The sequence below is a fragment of the Azospirillum fermentarium genome (assembly GCF_025961205.1).
GTDB lineage: Bacteria > Pseudomonadota > Alphaproteobacteria > Azospirillales > Azospirillaceae > Azospirillum > Azospirillum fermentarium.
In genome coordinates, this window is the sequence record NZ_JAOQNH010000003.1 from 561,524 (window position 1) to 579,904 (window position 18,381).

Sequence of the window (18,381 nt, forward strand, 5' to 3'; positions counted from 1 at the left end):
TCCTTTCCGTCATAAGGGGTTGTTTTCACCGGCCATATCACGAATAAGGCTAGGATTTGTAAGAACGATAAAACCCTTGGTATAGGATAGAGCTTTCATCTTCTTCAAAGATGCGAAACTTTTGTTTATAATCTCACGGGATACGCCCAGCATGTTTGCCAAACCTTCCTGTGACACCGGCTGGGTGATGCGGATGCCCTCGGGGCCGGGCTGGCCATAGGTTTCGGCCAGCAGCATCAGGCGCTTGGCCAGACGGTGGGGAACGTCCAGGAACACCGTGTCTTCGATGGTGTCGCTGATCCAACGCATCCGTTCGCACAAGACCCCCATCATGCGGATGCATAACGCGGGGTGGCGTTCAAGGAAGGGGATGAAATCGGACCGGTCCAGCCGGTAGAGTTCGGATGGACGCAGGGCGGTGGCGCTGGCCGTCCGCTCCTTGCCGTCCAGAAGCGCGATTTCGCCCAGTATGTCGCCGGGGTTCAGGATGTTGAGCTGCATCACCTTGCCGTCCTGGGACGAGGTGTGGATGCCGATCTGCCCCGACAGGATGGCGAACAGGCTGGAGCCGGGATCACCCTTGACGAAGACGGGCGCGTCCGGGCTGTAACGCTCCAGCCGGCCCAAAGAGACCAGTTCGGCCATTTCGGCCGGTTCCAATTCCCCCAGCAATCGGTTCCGGCGTAATACAGCGGCAATATCGGCCGCCCCGGTCTTGCTCATATCACTGTATTCCAGGGCTGTGCGCAATCGTTGCGACAGGGAAATCAAAAACAGTATAGCGCAGGACCAGGGCAGGGGACAGGAAAGATGATCGCAACCGATGATCGGGGTCTCAGGCCGCTTGCGACACCCGGTCCCATAGGGTGGTATGCTCGAAATGGAAACGGATATCGCCGGCCCGGTTTTCCTGGTTCAGCCAGCGGCGGATGGTCCGCAGCATCAGGCGGGCGTCCTCTTCCTTCTGGTCGTGCCGTCCGGTGGGAAGCCAGGATTTGAAGCGGGCCAGTTCCGCCGGATCCTCGCCCACCTCGGCGGCGATGGCCAGCAGCCGGCCATAGGTGCGTTCCCGGTACGGCAGTTCCTTGGCCAGGGCTTCCAGACGGATGGAGGTGCCGGGGCTGATGCAGCGGTCGGCGGCGGCGTCGGCGATGGTGCGGCGCATGTTGACCATGGCCTCCGACAGCACGGGATAGCCCAGTTCCGCCGGGCCGTGGGTGACGGCCACCTCATCGTCGTCTTCCAGCCGGCCGTCGCGGTAGGCTTCGAACACGGCGCCGACGCCGGTCATACCGAATGGGTGCAGCTCGGCGGCGCGCAGGGCGCCCATGCTGGCGGCCCCGAACACGGCCACTCCCTGGCTCAGCGCGTGCAGGATCTCCTTGTGCCAGACCGCGGGTACGCATTCGAAATAGCCGTCGATGATGCCGATGGCCCGCGGGCGCAGGGCAAGCGCGCGGGTCACGTCCCCCTGGGCCACGGGCGGCCGGTAGATGGCGTCCAATTCCCGTTCGGCTTTTGACCGCGCCAGCGAGGGACCGAGGAAGATCACGGCTTCGGTGCCGGCTGCGGCGTCCAGGCCGGCGGGGAGCGCGGCGGGGGTGGGGACGGCGTGGAACAGGGATGGCATGATCATCGGGGCGGTTCCTGAGCGCGTGACCGGTTCGTTGGGGTGTGATCGGTTCACACGGAATTGTTTGAAGCGTGAATCACACGGAAAACCAAAACCTCAAAAGCCTTCAGGCGCTTCAATAAGCACCCGAAGGATTCGGGAGGACGGCGGCGTCCGTGACGACGGCACGGGCGCGGGCGCCCAGCAGGTAGTCGGGGGAATGGTCCACCCCTTCCAGCCCCGGTACGATGACCCGCACCACGGGAATGCCGAATTCCGGTTTGGTGAGATCGACGGCCACCGCTTCAGCGATGCCCACGGCCTGCAGACGGGCGATCTGGTGGTTCAGGTCGGCGTCCAGGGTATCGGCGGGAGCGCTGGGGACGTGGGCGAAATCCAGCGTCCCAGGTGCCGCCGCCTCCCGCCGCCAGCGCTCACGCAGGTCCGGGGACAGGTGGGCTGCGTATTCGTCGCGCGCCATGTCGTCCCGCGCGCCGGAAATGAAGGTCAGCCGGCTCTGTGCCGCTTCGGTCAGGGCGCGGGACAGGGCCACCTCGCGCGCCGTGTGGGTGCCTGAGCCTGTGGCCGGGCGGATGGTGTTGGCCAGCCCCGCATCTCCCTCGACCACCCGCACCAGAAAGGTGGGCAGGCCGGTGTCGGTGGTCAGATCCCACGCCGCCACCTCCACGCCAGCGGCTTCGAAGCGCAGGAGCAGCCCACGGCACAGGGGATCGGTGACGGTGGACAGATCCAGCCGGCGGGCGGACCGCGCCTCGGGACCACGCTGATGCCACAGGGTCAGGGCATCGCGCTCCACCACCTCGTTCAGGGCGTGGGTGATGGCTTCCAGCCGGTGATTGCCCGAAGCAAGGCCGTTGGAACTGGCGATGAAGGCGCCGCTGCCGGGGGGAAGCGGCAGGGTATAGTTCATCGACACCATTTCATAGGGGACCAGCGCCGGCTCACCGCTCATCAGATCGGTGCCCTCGATCCACAGCATGGGTGTGTGGGGAGAAAAGCGGCTGCCGGCCAGCCGGGGCAGGCGGGTGACGTCCACCACCCGGTGGCTCCACCGCAGATCCTCGTAGCTGGCGAATTTGACGGGCAGGGTGATCCGTTCGGCGTGGTAGGATTCCACCGATTCCATCACACCCGACGCCTTGGCCGCTTCCAGCGTGGCGCCTTTTCCCTGGGACACGGCCACCGAACGGGCGTTGGGCCGTGTGACCATCACCACCGGAATCCCCACCTTGTCCAGCCCGGTCACGTTGGCGACCCGTGTGATCCCCATCACCGGAAACAGCGGTGCCACGCGGGCCAGCGTAGCATCGGGGCTGGTGGTGCGGTGGGTGCCGCTGACATGGATTTTGGGCGCACGGACGTCGGGTGCGGACAGATGGTCGAAAGGCATTCCGGCTCACTCCGGTATGGGCAGGTCCGTCATGGGGAATCCGAAAGGGAGGTCCAAAAGCATGCAGGGCCACGGGTGGGTGGGGTGGGGTAGGGGGGTATGCAGCCCGCCCGCAGCCCTGCATCCGGTGCGGCCGCCCGTCACGCCCCCGGCGTGATGAACGAACGGCTGGCAGCGTGATCGGCGGTGTCGAAGGTGCCGCGGTCGCCGGCACGCATGATGGCCGGCGTCCCGCCCGAGGCCGACTCCGGCACCTCCACCACACCTTGGGTGGTGACCGCGAACAGGCGGCCATCGGCGCCACGGATCAGGGAGGCATGGGAAATCATCGTGGTCATCGGTACACCTTTGTTTTCAAACGTAAGGGGCAGGGTTTTCAAACGTAAGGGGCAGGGCGGGGAGCGTTGAGACGGGGCGGCCCGTTTCTGGTGGGGCGCTTCATGGCTACATACCCTGGCATGAATGTTCCGGTCGCGCAGTGAAGTTCTTCACTGCCCTGTACGGCTGAAAAAGGGCGTAATGGCACCAAGACGGCGCGACGGGCGCGTCCATTCCGGGAGGTTTTCAGCGATGCCCATCCAGCAGAGAATAAAGCCGGCCACCGACGTGCCGCCGGATTCTCCGCAGCCGGAATCCGCGGTCATCATCCCCTGGCCCATGGTGATTTCCCGCACGGTCCGTTGCGGCAGCCGGCGCCTGCGGGTGACGCTGGAAACCGCGGTGTGGGAAGGGCTGGCCGATATCGCCCGCCGCGAACGGATGACGGTGGAGGAACTGTGCGCCGAGGTGGACGGCCGCCGGGGTTCGGCGTCGCTGGCCGGTGCCCTGCGCGTCCTGGTGCTGCACTATTTCAAGGCGGCGGACGGGAAATAATCCGCCGCCCTTTTCCGCCATTCCTCACCCCGGAAGCGGGCCGGTCTGGAACAGCGTCACGCGCAGCCCCCCGTGGGACACCGGCGCGGACGGCGGTGCAAAGGGCAAGCCCGTGGCCTTGGCCAGCGGGGCTTCGTTGGTGATCAACCCGGCGCGCCATCCGGCGAACCGGGCCGACAGCGTTTGGCCCAGGGCATGGTACAGCGGGAACAGGCTCTTCTTGTCCCCGATGCGGTCGCCATAGGGCGGGTTGACGATGACCAGACCCGGCGGCCCGTCGGGCGGGGTCAGATCGCTGACCGCGTGCTGCTGGAAATCGGTCAGATCGGCGATGCCGGCCCGCACGGCGTTGGCCCGGCTCATGGCCACGGCCCCGGCATCGCGGTCGCTGCCGTAAAAACGCACGGCGGGCCGGGGGCCGGGCTCCACCCCGCGCAGGGCCGCCCACGCCGCCGGGTCGAAGGTGGCGAGCGTTTCAAAGGCAAAGGCACGGGTGCGGCCCGGATGGAGGCCGGCGGCCATCTCCGCCGCTTCGATGACGAAGGTTCCCGACCCGCACATGGGATCGACCACCGGCTCGCGCCCGTCGTACCCGCACTGGCGCAGGAACAGGGCGGCCATGGTCTCGCGCATGGGGGCCTTGTTCACCCCCTCCTTGTGGCCGCGCTTGTGCAGGGATTCGCCCGAGGTATCGACGCTGAGGGTGCACAGGTCGTCGTCGATGCGGGCCTTGACCACGATGCTGGCCTCGGCGCTGATGGGGGCGCCCAGCTCCTCGGCGATGGCCCGCTCGATGCGCTGCGCCGCCGCCCCGGCGTGATAGATGCGCGAGCCCTTGCACGCCGCCTCCACCTTCACCGGCACGTCCGGGCGCAGCACCTCGCCCCACGCCACCTTGCGCGCCCGCTTGTCGAGCTGGGCCAGATGGAAGGCGCGGAAGGCGCCGATGCGGGCCAGCACCCGCACAGCACCGCGCAGCTCCAGATTGGCCCGCCACACCTCCGGCCAGCCGCCGGTGACGGTCACGCCGCCCTTGCCGGCGGTGGGGTTGGCGAAGCCGCGGGCGGCGGCCTCCGCGCACAGCACGGATTCCAAACCGGGGGCGGTGACGAGATAGATGTCGAAGGCGCTGTCGGTGTCCATGGGCCTTACTTAACGCGAAGCGTGGCCCTCAGCGACATCTTTCTGCCCAGCACCCCTTGATCCCGCCGTGGCGCGGCGGGCCAGGGTGATGCCGGCCAGCGCCAGCCCGCCGCCCAACCATTGCACCGCGCCCAGCGCTTCCCCCAGCAGCAGCCACGCCAGCGCCGCCGCCCCCACCGGCTGCACCAGCAGCCCAATGGACGAAAAGGTCACCGGCAGATGGGCCAGGGCCGAGGTGATCAGGCTCTGCCCCACCACATGGCACACGATGCCCAACGCCAGCACCACGCCCCAGCCGTGCAGCCCGGCGGGCACCAGCGGGCCGCCCTCCACCGCCGCCGCCCCCAGCAGCAGCACGGCGGCGGCGGCGGTGGTGCCGGCCATGATGCGGGTGGTGGACAGGGATTGGCGCAGCCGGGTCAGCACCATCAGATAGACGGCGTAGAACGCCCCGGTGCTGATGGCCAGGGCATCGCCGCGCCAATCTCCCGCCGCCCCCGCCGCCCCGTCCTGCACCGCGTTGCCGCCGATCAGCAGCCCCATGCCGGCCAGCGCCACCGCCAGCGCGGCCACCAGCCCGCCGCTCACCCGTTCGCGGAACAGCAGCCAGCCGAACAGGGCGACGAACACCGGGGCGCAATTGTTGAACAGCGTGGCGTTGGCGACCGAGGTCATGGTGATGGACAGGTGCCACAGCGCCAGATCCCCGGCCAGCATGGCGCCGGCCAGCACCATCAGCGCCACCTCCCGCCCGGTGACCGGCGGTGCCCCCGCCCGCCGTTCGGCGTGCAGCCCGGCCCAGAAGAAGGGCAGGGCGATGATCAGCCGGTAAAAGGCGGTTGCCACCGGGTGCAGGTCGCTGAGCCTGACCAGGATCGGCCCCAGCGCAATGGCCAGCGCCCCGGCCACGAGACAGGCCAGCGCGGCACCATCCCGCGGGCGCGGGGCGGCGGTGGGGGAGGGGGGCATGGGGAAAAAAGGCTCCGCTGGGTGGTGACGCTCAGCGCCGTGGGCGGGACGGCGGTGCCGGCCCGGTGAGCGCCCTGGTCAGCCCAGTGTACGACAGCTTCCACGCATCGCCCAAGCGATCCGACAACTCTTCGGCGATGGGATCGTCACAGAGGTCGTGCGCCTTCGCCACCGCCTTTTTGATGGCGGCCACCGCCAGCGCCGGCGTCATGTCCTTCACATCGGCGGCGGCGGATTCGGTGCGGTGCTTTTGGAAATAGCCATTCGTGCGGTCATCGGCGTGCAACAGCAGCCCCATTTGCCCGCAGGCCCCACGGGCGGTGAGAAAATCCCGATCCTGCGTGTCTGCGTACACCGCCTGACAAGCCACCCCAAGCCCGGCCAGAGCCAGAATGGCATCTTTGTTGGTCGGCGGTGGCAGGGCAGACCGATCGGCCAGCGACAGGCCGGCAAGCCAGACGTCCAGGGCGTGATCACCGGCAGACCCCGCGGCGGCGCTCCATTCGTACAGATAGCCGCGGAAATCCCTGTGGTTGGTGAAGTCTTCCCGCCGACGGGCCAGAAACGCCGCCCCGTCCCCGGCCCGCTCGGCATGCCGCAGGGTTTGGGCGAGGTTGGTAACGGACTGCATGTTCCCCGGTTCGGCCTCCGCCACGGCCTGCGCGACACGCACGGCAAGGGCGGGGGCGTGGGGCAGAAGTGTCTTTGCCATGCCGAACGTCCAAGCCTGGATATCAGGGACGGTAAAACGCCTGTCTTTGAACGCCCGTATTGCCGTCGCCGCCAGCCGGGGGAAGATGCCGTCGGGGTCGTCGATCCACCGTTCCTCACGCAGAATTGCCATGGCCGTCTCGGCGATGGCGCGGTGGCGGGTGAAGACGTAACGGCCCCCCTGGTCGGCCATGGCTTCCATGACCAGCGGGCGGATGACCTCCCGGTCCAAGGTCTGCTCGTCACAGCCCAGCGTTGCCGCCAGCACGGGTTTGGACAGGAACAGCAGGTTTTCCGCGTGCATCCCGGCAATGCAGGCATAGGCATCGAGCAGGGTGCCCCCCGGTGCCGGGCGGTTGCGCAGCGGCAGCATCAAACGGCGGACGTATTCCTTCAACCCTTCACCGAAACGCACCCGCAGCATGGCGCCGAGAAAGGCACCGTTGCGCGGATCTCTGGCTTCCCGCACCGCCTCGTTCACCAGCCTTCTCGCCGCCGTATCGTCGTCCAGCCCGGCCAGCGCGGCACCAAGCCCATCTTCCCCGAACGCCCGCCATGTCCGCACGATATCGGTGGCATCGGCGGGGGTCAGCCCGTTCATCACCTCCCTGCGGAATTCGGTGACGGTCCGCCACGGGGTATCATTGGGGAAATACGCCGACCAGTCGGTGGCCCGTGCCGCCAGCAGGAAATGCACGTCCGTGCGCTGCGCCTCGTACAGCGCCTTGGCGGCGGCGAGGAATGTTTCCGCCCGTATGTCGGCATCGTCCACCGCAATCAGCCAGGGGCGTCCCTCCTCGCGGGGCAGGGCAAGCGCCTGTTCCGGCGTGATGCCCGCCGCCTCGGCTTGCCGCCACAGCACCCGCCACCCGCGCTCCCGCACAAGCCGTTCGATGACCTGGAAAAAGACCGTGCTTTTCCCTTCACCCCCAGCCCCCTGCAGCAGCACCGCATAGGGCTTCGGCGCCGTATCCACCGCCCCAGATGCTGAACGATGCCGCCCACCACCTTGCGCCGGGCCACGTGGGGAGAAAGAGCCGTCGAGAAGACGGGCATCGTACCGTTGAATTAATTCAGCACGGTATCCCGTGAAGACTCGCCGGCCTGGGCATCGAGGAACGCCGTGTCGATGATTTTATAACCATCCGGGACCGTCGGAGTGGGCGGAATGTTACGACCCTTTTCCAGCCAGGACGGCACTTGGCTTGGCTTCTTTGCCGTCTCCCGGCCCGGCAGGGGGAACCAGAACCAATCGCTGGCAGCAACGCGCGCCGATTGATGGAGGTGGTCCGGCTGCATTTCCTCGTTATCGGGGGACCATTTGTACGGTGACGTCAGGTGAGCGTCCCGCCCAATGCCTCGTCCAGCGGAGCCAACAACTCCGCCTTGGCTTGCTCGTACTGGTCGGCCTGTCCGCTGTAGGCGATATCGCCGGTCAGGAAAACCAGATCCGGTTCCCACCCGGTTGTTTCCCGCCGCTGCCGCACGAAGGCGGCGGTTTCCTTGAAAAGTTTATGTGCGCCGTACTCTTGCGACCCCACATGGCAATCGGACAGATGCAGCCAACGGATGGGCACGGTGCCGGCTCCTGAACAAGACGAAAAGCCCGACATGATACACGCGATGATTTTCCGCCCAAAGGGATACGCGTCTTTTTGTCCGCGTGGCCTTTTTCAGCGCCGCGCGCCCACCCGCACGGCCTTCGGCTCCCCGCTCTCCGCCGGCTGTTCGGCGGCACGGGCGATGGTGGTGTCGCACAAGGCGGACAGCAGGGTCATGCCGCACGAATCCGCCATGGTCCGCGCCCGGCGGGCGTGGCGGCGGGTGGTGCCGGGGTCGCGGGTCAGGGCCAGGGAGGATTCGGCCACCAGCCACGTCGCCCACGCCTCGTACCCCCGCTGGCGGGTGTCGCGGGCGTCGGCCAGGGCGGTGCGGGCCTCCGACAGGGCGGTGGCCGGCTGACCGGCCAGCAGCAGGGCGCGGGCCTGCCACAATTGCACCTGACGGGTGTACAGCCGCAGCCCGTTGCTGCGGTAGATCTCCAGGCTGCGCTTCAGCAGCGGCAGGCCGGTGTCGGTATCGCCCAGCAGGGCGTGGGCATAGCCGGAACTGCCCAGCAGCTTGGGAACGTGCAGGGGCGAGCGGATGGCGGCACAGATGCCCAGCGTGTCTTCCAGAATCGGCAAGGCCGGGCGCGGCTGGCCCAGAATCAGCAGGGTCCAGCCGAAATAGACCCCGGCGATCACCTTGGAGAACACATGCCGGCTGTCCTCGGCGATGGCATAGGCCTGCTCGGCGGTGCGCAGCGCCCCGGCCTCGTCCCCCAGTTCGGCCAGCACACGGCCCAGCAGCGCCTTCGCCCCCACCGATCCGGCGATGGCCATGCCGAAATGATCGTACAGCCGTTCGGGGGGGATCATGGAGTCCGCCGCCATCAGCGCGTCGCGCGCCTCGCGGAATTCGCCCTGGTCGGTCAGGAATCCGGCCATGCGGATCAGAAGCTGGATGCGCGTCTCCGCGCAATCCCGCGTCCCCAGCGCCGCCAGCCCGGAGCGGCTGAGGCGCACCGCCTCGTCGAGGTCGCCGTGGGACCACAGATAGGACGCGTGGACCGACGCCGCCCGCGCCACCCGCACCGGGTCGCCGGCCTGGGCCGCCAGTTCGCCGGCCTGGCGCAGATGCTCCTCTCCCTGGCGGATACCGCGGGGCAGCATGGCGCGGGTCAGGGCGATGGACAGGTCGATGCGGCGCAGCAGCACCCGCCGCGACGGCTCCAGGTGCTCCAGGGCGGCCAGGGCATCGGTGTAGAACCGGCTGGCGGCGTCGGGTTTCGAGCGCCGCTCGGCCCGCCGCCCGGCTCTCAGCCCATAGGCATAGGCCATCGGCCAGTTGCCGGCCTGGAACGCATGGTGGGCCAGCAGGTCGAGCCGTCCCGGCAGGTCGTGGTCGCGCCGCCGCCGCAGCGCCTGGACGATGCGGCTGTGCCAGTCCCGCCGCTGCTCGCGGGTCAATTGGCTGTACGCCACCTCCTGCACCAGCGCGTGGCGGAAGCCGTACTCCAGGTTGGGAATCAGGCGGGTGCGGTGGACGAAACCCGCCTCCTCAAGATCCGTCAGGGCGGTGGTGACCGCATCGGCGGGGATGTCCGCCAGATCGCGCAGAAGATCCACATCGACGGTCGGGCCGATGGCCGCCGCCTTCAGCAGCAGGTGCTGAAGCGCGCCGGGCAATGCCTCGATCCGGCTGGACAGCAGGCCGCGGACCGACGGCGGCAGCTCGATGCGCTCCACCCGCCCCGACCGGCGGTAACGCCCGCTGTGCCCTTCGATGGCGCCGCTGTCCACCAGCACGCGCAGGGATTCGATCAGATAGAGCGGAATGCCCTGGCCGCGGCTGGCGACCATGGCCTTCAATTCCGCCAGCGACGGGTCGGTGCCCAGCGTCCGGTCGAGATAGGTCTGAACCGCCGTTTCCCCCAGCGTGTCCAGCCGGATGCGGCGGGTTTCCGGGGCCGGACGCCACGGCCCCGGTTCCGGGCGGGAGGTGACGGTCACATGGATGGGCGCCCGTCCGGTCACCGGCGTCAGCGCGTCCAGCAGACGGGCAATGCCGGTGCCGGCCCAATGCACGTCCTCGACCAGAATCAGCAAGGGCCGCGTCTCGGCCAGCGCCTCCAGCGTTCCCACCAGCCCATCGACGGCCAGCGACAGCCGTTCCGCCGGGGGCAGGCCGGACCACACCGGGTCGGCGGCCGCCATCCCCAGCAAATCCTGAACCGCCACACCCGCCAGATCCCCGGCCCGCCGGGCGGCGGCGGCGGCCAGCCACACCCGCCCGGCCTCTTCCGTCCGGCCGTCGGTCAGGGCGATCAGGCCACGGGCCACCCGCTCCAGATCATCGGGTTCCCCCATGGAGCGGATGGGTTGCTGGGGCCAATGCAGCACATGGCGGCGCGCCATGTCGCCGGTGCGCAGCATCTCGCTGACCAGCCGGGATTTGCCGATGCCGGCTTCCCCCTCGATCAGGGTGACGGCGCCGCGGCCCTGCTCGGCGGATGCCAGACCCGCGATCAGGCTGTTCAGCTCCCGCTGCCGCCCCACGAAGGGGCCGGGGCGCGACCACAGCAGGTCCATGGCCGTCCGCCGCCCGGCCTGCACCGCCTGCAGGGCATAGACCGGCTGGGGCCGTGCCGCGCCGGCCAGCGCGAACCGCCCCGCCGGCACCACCCGCAGACCGACGGGCACCAGATCCACCACGTCGCGGCTCAGCAGGATCTGGCCGGGAATCGCCCGCTGCTGAAGCTTGGCGGCCAAGTGAACGGTTTCGCCGACGGTGCGGTAATCGGTCCACATGCCGGTTTCCACCACCTGGGCAACCACCTCGCCCGACGCCACGCCGACTCGCATGGAGAACCGTAACGCAGGCCCGCCGCCCGGCGTGATGAGGCTGTTGGCGGCGATGTCCTGGGCGGCCAGACAGGCGCGCAGCGCGTGATCCTCCAGCGCCACCGGGGCGCCGAACACGGCCATAACCCCGTCGCCCAGCATCTGGGCCACGGTGCCGCCGTAACGGTGAATCGAATCGACGACTGGGGCCAGGATGGCGCGAAGGGTCTGATCGGCGTCTTCGGGGTCGCGGCCCGACACCAGACGGGTGGATTCAACGATGTCGGCGAACAGCACCGTCAGCAGCTTGCGGCTGGCCGTCTGCTTGTGGATCGCTCCGTTTGGTCCTGCCCCTGCCAGTGTCATCGGACACTCCATACCCGCCCGCCCGAAGCGGTCTCAATGCATATTAGGGCATGTAATGGATTTTTTATAGCGTTCGAGACATCGGACCGGTGCATTGCCGGTAGAAAGTCGCGGAATCGCATGCGAAAGTATGAAGGGTGCAGCCTTACTTTTTGCCCGGCCCCAGACACGGCAACGTCCGGCGGTGAGAACCGCCGGACGCCGTGTGCACCGATTCTGCCGTTATTGCGCCGGAAGGCTCAACGGCGGAGCGCCAGATTTTCCACCTGCGACACGTCGCGCACCGCGCCGCGGTCGGCGCTGGTGGTCAGTGCGGCATAAGCGCGCAGGGCCGGGGACACCACCCGGTTGCGGCCCGCAGGCTTCCACGCATCCGCCCCCCTGGCGTTCATGGCATCGCGGCGGCGCTGCAGCTCCTCGTCGCCGACGGCGACGCGGATGACGCGGTTGGGGATGTCGATCTCGATGCGGTCCCCCTCCTCGACCAGCCCGATGGCCCCGCCGTCCGCCGCTTCCGGCGAGGCGTGCCCGATGGACAGGCCCGCCGTGCCGCCCGAAAAGCGCCCGTCGGTGATCAGCGCGCACTGCTTGCCCAGCCCCTTGGACTTCAAATAGCTGGTGGGGTAGAGCATTTCCTGCATGCCCGGCCCGCCGCGCGGCCCTTCGTAGCGGATGACCACCACGTCGCCGGCCTGAACCTTGTCGCCCAGAATGGCGGCCACCGCTGCGTCCTGGCTTTCGAACACGCGGGCCGGTCCGGCGAAGGTGAGGATGGAGGCATCGACGCCCGCCGTCTTCACGATGCAGCCGTTTTCCGCCAGATTGCCGAACAGCACCGCCAGACCGCCGTCCTTGCTGAAGGCGTTCTCCACACGGCGGATCACGCCCTTTTCACGGTCGAGATCCAGATCGTCCCACCGCATGCCCTGGGAGAAGGGCTCGATGGTCGGCACGCCGCCGGGGGCGGCCTTGTACAGGGTGTGGACGCTCTCGTCCGCGGTGCGGGTCACGTCCCAGCGGTCGAGCGCATCGCCCAGGGTGGGGGCGTGGACGGTGGGCACGGTGCGGTTCAGCAGCCCGGCGCGGTCCAGTTCGCCCAGGATGCCGAAGATGCCGCCGGCCCGGTGCACGTCCTCGATGTGCACGTCGGAGACGGCGGGGGCCACCTTGCACACGTTGGGCACGCGGCGCGACAGCCGGTCGATGTCCTTCATGGTGAAGTCCACCCCGCCTTCCTGGGCGGCGGCCAGCAGGTGCAGCACGGTGTTGGTGGACCCGCCCATGGCGATGTCCAGGGTCATGGCGTTCTCGAACGCCTCGAACGTGGCGATGCCGCGGGGCAGGGCGGTGGCGTCCTCCTGCTCGTACCAGCGGCGGCAGAGGTCCACCGCCACGCGGCCCGCGGCCAGGAACAGCTCCTTGCGGTCGGCGTGGGTGGCGACGATGGTGCCGTTCCCCGGCAGCGACAGGCCCAAAGCCTCGGTCAGGCAGTTCATGGAATTGGCGGTGAACATGCCCGAGCACGAGCCGCAGGTGGGGCAGGCGCTGCGCTCCATCCGCGCCGTCTCTTCATCGCTGACCGTGGGGTCGGCGGCGGCGACCATGGCGTCGATCAGATCCACCGCACGGGTCTTGCCGCGCCAGTCCACCTTGCCGGCTTCCATCGGGCCGCCGGACACGAACACGGTGGGGATGTTGAGGCGCAGGGCGGCCATCAGCATGCCGGGGGTGATCTTGTCGCAGTTGGAGATGCACACCAGCGCGTCGGCGCAGTGGGCATTGACCATGTATTCCACCGCGTCGGCGATCAGTTCGCGCGACGGCAGGCTGTAGAGCATGCCGTCATGGCCCATGGCGATGCCGTCGTCGATGGCGATGGTGTTGAATTCCTTGGCGACACCGCCGGCCTTCTCGATCTCGCGGGCGACGAGCTGGCCCAGATCCTTCAGGTGGACGTGGCCGGGGACGAACTGCGTGAAGGAATTGGCGACGGCGATGATCGGCTTGCCGAAATCGCCGTCCTTCATGCCCGTTGCGCGCCACAGGCCGCGGGCGCCCGCCATGTTGCGGCCGTGCGTGGAAGTGCGGGAACGGTAATGCGGCATGGGTCTACCTCAAAAGACGAAGGATCGGACTGACACGGGGGCCAAAGGGTAACGATATGACCGTTTGCCCGGCAACGGCGGCAAGGTTAGCAATCCCGCCGTGCGGATTCCAGCACCGATGCGGTGGGGGCGCTATGCGTTCTGGTATGTGGAAAGCAGGGAGTCTTAAGGAAAGCCGATGAGGATGTGCTGCCTGCATAACACAGATCAATACGCGCAAATGTATGCAAGTTGGCGATGCCCGTATCCTCAATAAATTCTCATAACCAACCATGCTGAAAGGATATTTATAGCAATATTGCTTGAAAGAAGTTTTCCATAATTATTCCTTTAGAAAAAGGCCGCAATCATGATATGATCAGGAAATAGAGTATTTTCTTGCAAACGTTGAATTTTTCTATCTTCGATTGAATTTTGTTAATTAAAATGCAATATCACTCAAAATTGCTTGTTTATTTCTTTGCAATGTAATGAGAAAGGGAAAAAAATGCTTAGATTGAAATTTTTTGCATCGTTAATTTTTGCTTTTGCCAGCGTGGCATCAACAGCCCATGCGGCTCCAAATGAGAACAGCCTCAAGCAATTTGTTAGTTATACTGGCGATAAATTGCTGACCATTGGGTGCCCATTGTCGGACTATAAAGATATGGAAATTGAAAAATTTTCTCCTGAAAGTCAAGGCTGGGTGGCAACCATTAAGCTGGGCGGAACAAGAAAAATTATTGGAACAAAAGTATGGGTGAGGGAGTTTATTCATTTCAATAAATCTTTTATTCCAACATCGGTCAACATAGACAGAGCAGACAAAGGGTGCTCCTTCGTTCCTCCAGAGAAAGTGGAGAAGAAATTCAATGAATATATTCATTACTTTGTAGATGCCGCAAAAGCCACCCTGGCAAAGTGATAAATTAAGATCAGCGTGGCTGGCCCATGGTGCGTCTCCGCAGCCATGCCCCAGACAAGAAGGGAATGCTGGAGCAAAAAAGAGCGGAAAAGGCCGGCGCCTTATCCGCTCTTCCCTGTACCTGTTGGAGTTGTCATGCCTGCATGTGCCGTTTCCGGCACCGCTCCCTTGAATTTGCGCCATGTCCTTCAGGCGGCGATCGCCTCGGCCTCCGGCTTTTGCTGCTGCAGAGTCATGTTATGGCGCACCTCACGGAAAAGCTGCAGAACGCCATCGGGGTCATAGCCGTCACGGTGCATCACGATCATGACCATCGGGTCGCTCAGCAATTCGGCCAACGTCGGTTCAAACCTGTGTTCCATCGTACCCTCCCGGCGTTGTGAGGTGTGTCAGTATCGGCGGTTTTTGATGCCAGTCCTCGTATGCGGTGTGATGGGGGCAATGTAAATCAAAGACAGATGCCGTGTCACTTATCCTTTCGTGGGTAAATCATCGGCTATAACCTCTGGCAGGAAGCTGAAAAGTGACCATGATGTGAACAAGGAATTACGTGCTGCGCTGCCGCATAAACACGATGTCACTTCCACCGTTCTTCTCCGCGCCCTCGGGCGTCAGCCGGGCCTGGACCTGCACCCGGCGCACACGCGGGTAATCGCAGCACAGATCCAGCGTGCGGTCGGCCAGCAGCCGCCCGGCGTCGGCGGCCGCCGCCGGGAAGGGCAGGCCGGCGCACAGACGGCGCAGCCCGACCACGATGTCCTCGTACGACATGACCGCGCCGATGTCGTCGGCGAAGCCCGGGCCCGGATGCAGCACGTCCAGCGTCAGGCTGATCCGGGCGCTTCCCGGCACCTCGCCCAGCCGGATGGGGGCGGTGAAATCCTTGATGATGATGGTGTAGGTCTCGGCCGCACAGGCCGGGAGCCGGGGATTGTACAGCGCCACCCCGCCGCCGTCGGGCAGGTGCCCCAACAGTTCCTCCACCGTCAGGCCCAATCCCGGGTGAACCTTCTTGCCCGCCCCCATGTCGGCCAGCGGGCGCAGGACGAAGGCGCGCTCGGTCAGCCGCGGGTGGGGGATCTCCAGATCGGGGGTGTGAAGGCACAGGTTGCCGTAGAACAGGATGTCCACGTCGATGGGCCGCGGCCCGAACCGCGGCCCGCCGTCCCGCCGTCCCAGGTCCGCCTCCACCCGCTTGGCCAGTTCCAGCAGGGCGGGGGGCGGCAGGGCCGTTTCCCCCTTGATGACCATGTTGAGGAAGGCGGGCTGGTCCGTGACGTACATGGGCGCCGTCTCGTACACCGGGGACAGGGTGGCGATGCGCACGCCGGGCTGCAGCCGCTCGATGGCGGCGCGCAGGTAAGCGGCCCGGTCACCCATGTTGCTGCCCAGAGCCAGATAGACGACGCTCATGTCCACGGGGGGTCACTCCACCACGATGCGGGGGGCGGCGGGGGTGCTGCGGGCCGGGCCGACCTTTTCCCAGACCTTTTCGGCGATGGCGCGGTACTGGCGGGCGTGCTCGGAGTCCGGCTGCGACACCACGATGGGCTGGCCTTCGTCGGAGGTGGTGCGGATGGCGATGTCCAGCGGGATTTCACCCAGGAAATCGGCGCCGAACGCCTCCGCCTCCTTCCGCGCCCCGCCGTGGCTGAAGATGTCGGTGCGGTGGCCACAGTTGGGACAGCAGAAATAGCTCATGTTCTCGATGACGCCCAGAACCGGCACGTCCACCTTGCGGAACATGTTGATGCCCTTGCGGGCGTCCAGCAACGCGATGTCCTGGGGGGTGGAGACGATGACGGCTCCGGCCAGCGGCACCTGCTGCGCCATGGTGAGCTGGGCATCGCCGGTGCCCGGCGGCATGTCCACCACCAGCACGTCCAGCTCGCCCCAGTTCACCTCGCCCAGCATCTGCTGGAGCGCGCCCATGACCATCGGCCCGCGCCAGATCATCGGCGTGGCCTCGTCCACCATGAAGCCCATGGACATGACCTTGACGCCGTAGTTCTCCATCGGCTCCAGGGTGCGGCCGTCGCGGCTGGTGGGGCGGCCCTGGATGCCCAGCATGCGCGGCATGGACGGGCCGTAGATGTCGGCGTCCAGCAGCCCGACGGTGCGGCCATTGGCCGCCAGCGCCAGCGCCAGGTTGGCCGCGGTGGTGGATTTGCCCACCCCGCCCTTGCCCGAGGCGACGGCGACGATGGCCTTCACCCCCGGCACCAGCGCCTTCTGCGGCTGGCCGTGGCCATGCCCATGGCCGTGATGATGGCCGTGGCCCGGCTGCGGGGCGGGCTGTTGCGGCGGGGCGGTCCGGTGGGCGGTCAGCACCGCGGTGACCGAGGTGACGCCGGGAACGGCGTCCACCGCCTTTTCCGCGGCATGGCGGATGGGTTCGGCCTGGGCGCCGCGGCGGGGGTCCACCTCGATGGCGAAGGCGACGTTGCCTTCGCGCACCACCAGCCCCGACAGCATGTTCAGGCTGATGATGTCCGCTCCGCGTTCCGGGTCCACAACGGTCTTCAGGGCCTCGATAACTTGAGCTTCAGTGACCTTCGCCATGGTTGAAAACTCCGCTCCCTTCCCGATATTGGCGGATAGCTGCCGGTATGGTGCCTCGCCGTGGGGATATGCACTATAGGGCGGACGACGGTGTTGGCAAACATATCCGGCACCGGCGTGACCATCCGTCCGGGTGGGTAAAGCACTGATCTGTTGGGTTCTAAGAGTAAGGGGGACAAGCGGAATGCCGTGGACGAATCAAGGTGGCGGTGGCGGGGGCGGCCCATGGGGACCGCCGCCGGGCGGCGGTGGCGGCGGCCAGAATCCCTGGGGCCGGCCATCGGGCGGCGGCGGCGGCGGGGGCGGCCCGCAGCCCCCCGACCTTGAAGAGCTTCTGCGCCGCAGCCAGAACCGGCTGAAACGAGTCATGCCCGGCGGCTTCGGCAGCGGGCGGGGGATCGGGCTGGTGGTGCTGGTGATCGGCCTGATCTGGCTGGCCAGCGGCATCTACCGCGTGGGTGCGGACGAACAGGGCGTGGTGCTGCGCTTCGGCCAGTGGGTCCGCACGGAAGAACCCGGCCTGCGCTATCACCTGCCCGCGCCGATCGAGGCGGTGTACCTGCCCAAGGTCACCAACGTGAACCGCATCGAGATCGGGTACCGCTCGGCGGGCGAAGGGCGGCGCGGCGACCGCGACGTCGCCGACGAATCGCTGATGCTGACCGGCGACGAGAACATCATCGACATCGATTTCACGGTGTTCTGGCAGATCAAGGACGCGGGCGAGTTCCTGTTCAAGATCCGCGACCCCGAAGCGACCGTGAAGAAGGCCGCCGAAAGCGCCATGCGCGAGGTCATCGGCCGCACCGAGCTGCAGCCCGCCCTGACCGAGGCCCGCCAGCAGACCGAGCAGGCCACCAAGCAGTTGCTGCAGGCCATGCTGGACGAATACCAGTCGGGCGTGCTGATCACCCAGGTGCAGTTGCAAAAGGCCGACCCGCCGTCGCCGGTCATCGACGCCTTCAACGACGTGCAGCGCGCCCGCTCCGACCGCGAACGCCTGCGCAACGAGGCCGAAGCCTACCGCAACGACATCATTCCCCGCGCCCGCGGCGAGGCGGAACGGCTGATCCAGGAAGCCTCGGCCTACCGCGAGCAGGTGGTGAGCCTGGCCCAGGGCGACGCCGACCGCTACACCAAGATCCACGAAGCCTATAACCTGTCCAAGGACGTCACCAGCCAGCGCATGTATCTGGAAACCATGGAAAGCGTTCTGGAAGGGGCGCGCAAGATCATCATCGACGGCAAGGCCGCCGCCGGGCAGGGCGTGGTGCCCTATCTGCCGCTGAACCAGCTGGCGCCGCCGGCGTCCGCTCCGGCGGCCAAGTAAGGGAGGGAAC

General features: G+C 66.8%; 17 protein-coding genes. 3 read left to right on the plus strand and 14 right to left on the minus strand.

Annotated elements, in window-relative coordinates:
- Positions 1-9 precede the first annotated feature (9 nt).
- The 4 genes from M2352_RS22780 to M2352_RS22795 all read right to left on the minus strand — a co-directional run bounded on the left by M2352_RS22780 (position 10) and on the right by M2352_RS22795 (position 3,361).
- Positions 10-723: a Crp/Fnr family transcriptional regulator gene (locus M2352_RS22780; RefSeq protein ID WP_264666822.1), complete on the minus strand. Its 714-nt coding sequence runs from the start codon at positions 721-723 to the stop codon at positions 10-12.
- A gap of 112 nt (positions 724-835) precedes the next feature.
- Entirely contained in the window at positions 836-1,636 is an 801-nt protein-coding gene (locus tag M2352_RS22785) for a TfuA-like protein (protein ID WP_264666823.1), read from the minus strand.
- A gap of 112 nt (positions 1,637-1,748) precedes the next feature.
- Positions 1,749-3,023, minus strand: a complete 1,275-nt coding sequence (locus tag M2352_RS22790) for a YcaO-like family protein (protein WP_264666824.1) — start codon at positions 3,021-3,023, stop codon at positions 1,749-1,751.
- 140 nt (positions 3,024-3,163) lie between these two features.
- Positions 3,164-3,361, minus strand: coding sequence for a hypothetical protein (locus M2352_RS22795; RefSeq protein ID WP_264666825.1), 198 nt, complete (start codon positions 3,359-3,361; stop codon positions 3,164-3,166).
- Positions 3,362-3,593: 232 nt separating this feature from the next.
- On the opposite strand from M2352_RS22795, the gene M2352_RS22800 reads away from it, so the two are divergent.
- Positions 3,594-3,896, plus strand: coding sequence for a ribbon-helix-helix domain-containing protein (locus M2352_RS22800; RefSeq protein WP_264666826.1), 303 nt, complete (start codon positions 3,594-3,596; stop codon positions 3,894-3,896).
- A gap of 24 nt (positions 3,897-3,920) precedes the next feature.
- On the opposite strand, the gene M2352_RS22805 is transcribed toward M2352_RS22800, so the two are convergent.
- The 7 genes from M2352_RS22805 to ilvD all read right to left on the minus strand — a co-directional run bounded on the left by M2352_RS22805 (position 3,921) and on the right by ilvD (position 13,575).
- A complete protein-coding gene (locus M2352_RS22805; RefSeq protein WP_264666827.1) occupies positions 3,921-5,039 on the minus strand; it encodes a THUMP domain-containing class I SAM-dependent RNA methyltransferase in 1,119 nt (372 codons plus the stop codon).
- A gap of 9 nt (positions 5,040-5,048) precedes the next feature.
- Positions 5,049-6,008 (minus strand): DMT family transporter, encoded by a 960-nt coding sequence (locus M2352_RS22810; protein WP_264666828.1) that lies wholly within the window; start codon positions 6,006-6,008, stop codon positions 5,049-5,051.
- 31 nt (positions 6,009-6,039) lie between these two features.
- Positions 6,040-7,695 (minus strand): P-loop NTPase, encoded by a 1,656-nt coding sequence (locus tag M2352_RS22815; RefSeq protein WP_264666829.1) that lies wholly within the window; start codon positions 7,693-7,695, stop codon positions 6,040-6,042.
- A 92-nt stretch (positions 7,696-7,787) separates the two neighbouring features.
- On the minus strand, positions 7,788-8,018 hold the full coding sequence (locus M2352_RS22820; protein WP_264666830.1) for a hypothetical protein: 231 nt from the start codon (positions 8,016-8,018) through the stop codon (positions 7,788-7,790).
- A 35-nt stretch (positions 8,019-8,053) separates the two neighbouring features.
- Positions 8,054-8,296 carry a metallophosphoesterase family protein gene (locus M2352_RS22825; RefSeq protein ID WP_264666831.1) on the minus strand — a complete coding sequence of 81 codons (243 nt, stop codon included), beginning with the start codon at positions 8,294-8,296 and terminating at the stop codon, positions 8,054-8,056.
- Between the two features lie 96 nt (positions 8,297-8,392).
- Complete coding sequence (locus M2352_RS22830) at positions 8,393-11,470, minus strand: adenylate/guanylate cyclase domain-containing protein (protein ID WP_264666832.1); 3,078 nt, start codon at positions 11,468-11,470, stop codon at positions 8,393-8,395.
- Between the two features lie 239 nt (positions 11,471-11,709).
- Positions 11,710-13,575, minus strand: coding sequence for a dihydroxy-acid dehydratase (ilvD, locus tag M2352_RS22835; protein ID WP_264666833.1), 1,866 nt, complete (start codon positions 13,573-13,575; stop codon positions 11,710-11,712).
- Positions 13,576-14,062: 487 nt separating this feature from the next.
- Between ilvD and M2352_RS22840 the strand changes: the two genes are divergently transcribed.
- On the plus strand, positions 14,063-14,479 hold the full coding sequence (locus M2352_RS22840) for a hypothetical protein (RefSeq protein ID WP_264666834.1): 417 nt from the start codon (positions 14,063-14,065) through the stop codon (positions 14,477-14,479).
- Between the two features lie 188 nt (positions 14,480-14,667).
- Here the strand turns inward: M2352_RS22840 and M2352_RS22845 are convergent, their stop codons facing one another.
- The 3 genes from M2352_RS22845 to apbC all read right to left on the minus strand — a co-directional run bounded on the left by M2352_RS22845 (position 14,668) and on the right by apbC (position 17,041).
- On the minus strand, positions 14,668-14,841 hold the full coding sequence (locus M2352_RS22845; protein ID WP_264666835.1) for a hypothetical protein: 174 nt from the start codon (positions 14,839-14,841) through the stop codon (positions 14,668-14,670).
- Between the two features lie 184 nt (positions 14,842-15,025).
- Positions 15,026-15,892, minus strand: coding sequence for a 2-amino-4-hydroxy-6-hydroxymethyldihydropteridine diphosphokinase (gene folK, locus M2352_RS22850; RefSeq protein WP_264667351.1), 867 nt, complete (start codon positions 15,890-15,892; stop codon positions 15,026-15,028).
- 12 nt (positions 15,893-15,904) lie between these two features.
- Positions 15,905-17,041 carry an iron-sulfur cluster carrier protein ApbC gene (gene apbC, locus M2352_RS22855; RefSeq protein ID WP_264666836.1) on the minus strand — a complete coding sequence of 379 codons (1,137 nt, stop codon included), beginning with the start codon at positions 17,039-17,041 and terminating at the stop codon, positions 15,905-15,907.
- Between the two features lie 184 nt (positions 17,042-17,225).
- Here apbC and hflK point away from each other — a divergent pair, with 184 nt between their 5' ends.
- Positions 17,226-18,371, plus strand: coding sequence for an FtsH protease activity modulator HflK (gene hflK / locus M2352_RS22860; protein WP_264666837.1), 1,146 nt, complete (start codon positions 17,226-17,228; stop codon positions 18,369-18,371).
- Positions 18,372-18,381 lie beyond the last annotated feature (10 nt).

Bases quoted from the DNA above. Each gene is read 5' to 3' on its own strand.
- M2352_RS22780 (WP_264666822.1), bottom strand. From the start codon at position 723: ATGAGCAAGACCGGGGCGGCCGATATTGCCGCTGTATTACGCCGGAAC.
- M2352_RS22785 (WP_264666823.1), bottom strand. From the start codon at position 1,636: ATGATCATGCCATCCCTGTTCCACGCCGTCCCCACCCCCGCCGCGCTC.
- M2352_RS22790 (WP_264666824.1), bottom strand. From the start codon at position 3,023: ATGCCTTTCGACCATCTGTCCGCACCCGACGTCCGTGCGCCCAAAATC.
- M2352_RS22795 (WP_264666825.1), bottom strand. From the start codon at position 3,361: ATGACCACGATGATTTCCCATGCCTCCCTGATCCGTGGCGCCGATGGC.
- M2352_RS22800 (WP_264666826.1), top strand. From the start codon at position 3,594: ATGCCCATCCAGCAGAGAATAAAGCCGGCCACCGACGTGCCGCCGGAT.
- M2352_RS22805 (WP_264666827.1), bottom strand. From the start codon at position 5,039: ATGGACACCGACAGCGCCTTCGACATCTATCTCGTCACCGCCCCCGGT.
- M2352_RS22810 (WP_264666828.1), bottom strand. From the start codon at position 6,008: ATGCCCCCCTCCCCCACCGCCGCCCCGCGCCCGCGGGATGGTGCCGCG.
- M2352_RS22820 (WP_264666830.1), bottom strand. From the start codon at position 8,018: ATGCAGCCGGACCACCTCCATCAATCGGCGCGCGTTGCTGCCAGCGAT.
- M2352_RS22830 (WP_264666832.1), bottom strand. From the start codon at position 11,470: ATGACACTGGCAGGGGCAGGACCAAACGGAGCGATCCACAAGCAGACG.
- ilvD (WP_264666833.1), bottom strand. From the start codon at position 13,575: ATGCCGCATTACCGTTCCCGCACTTCCACGCACGGCCGCAACATGGCG.
- M2352_RS22840 (WP_264666834.1), top strand. From the start codon at position 14,063: ATGCTTAGATTGAAATTTTTTGCATCGTTAATTTTTGCTTTTGCCAGC.
- M2352_RS22845 (WP_264666835.1), bottom strand. From the start codon at position 14,841: ATGGAACACAGGTTTGAACCGACGTTGGCCGAATTGCTGAGCGACCCG.
- folK (WP_264667351.1), bottom strand. From the start codon at position 15,892: ATGAGCGTCGTCTATCTGGCTCTGGGCAGCAACATGGGTGACCGGGCC.
- apbC (WP_264666836.1), bottom strand. From the start codon at position 17,041: ATGGCGAAGGTCACTGAAGCTCAAGTTATCGAGGCCCTGAAGACCGTT.
- hflK (WP_264666837.1), top strand. From the start codon at position 17,226: ATGCCGTGGACGAATCAAGGTGGCGGTGGCGGGGGCGGCCCATGGGGA.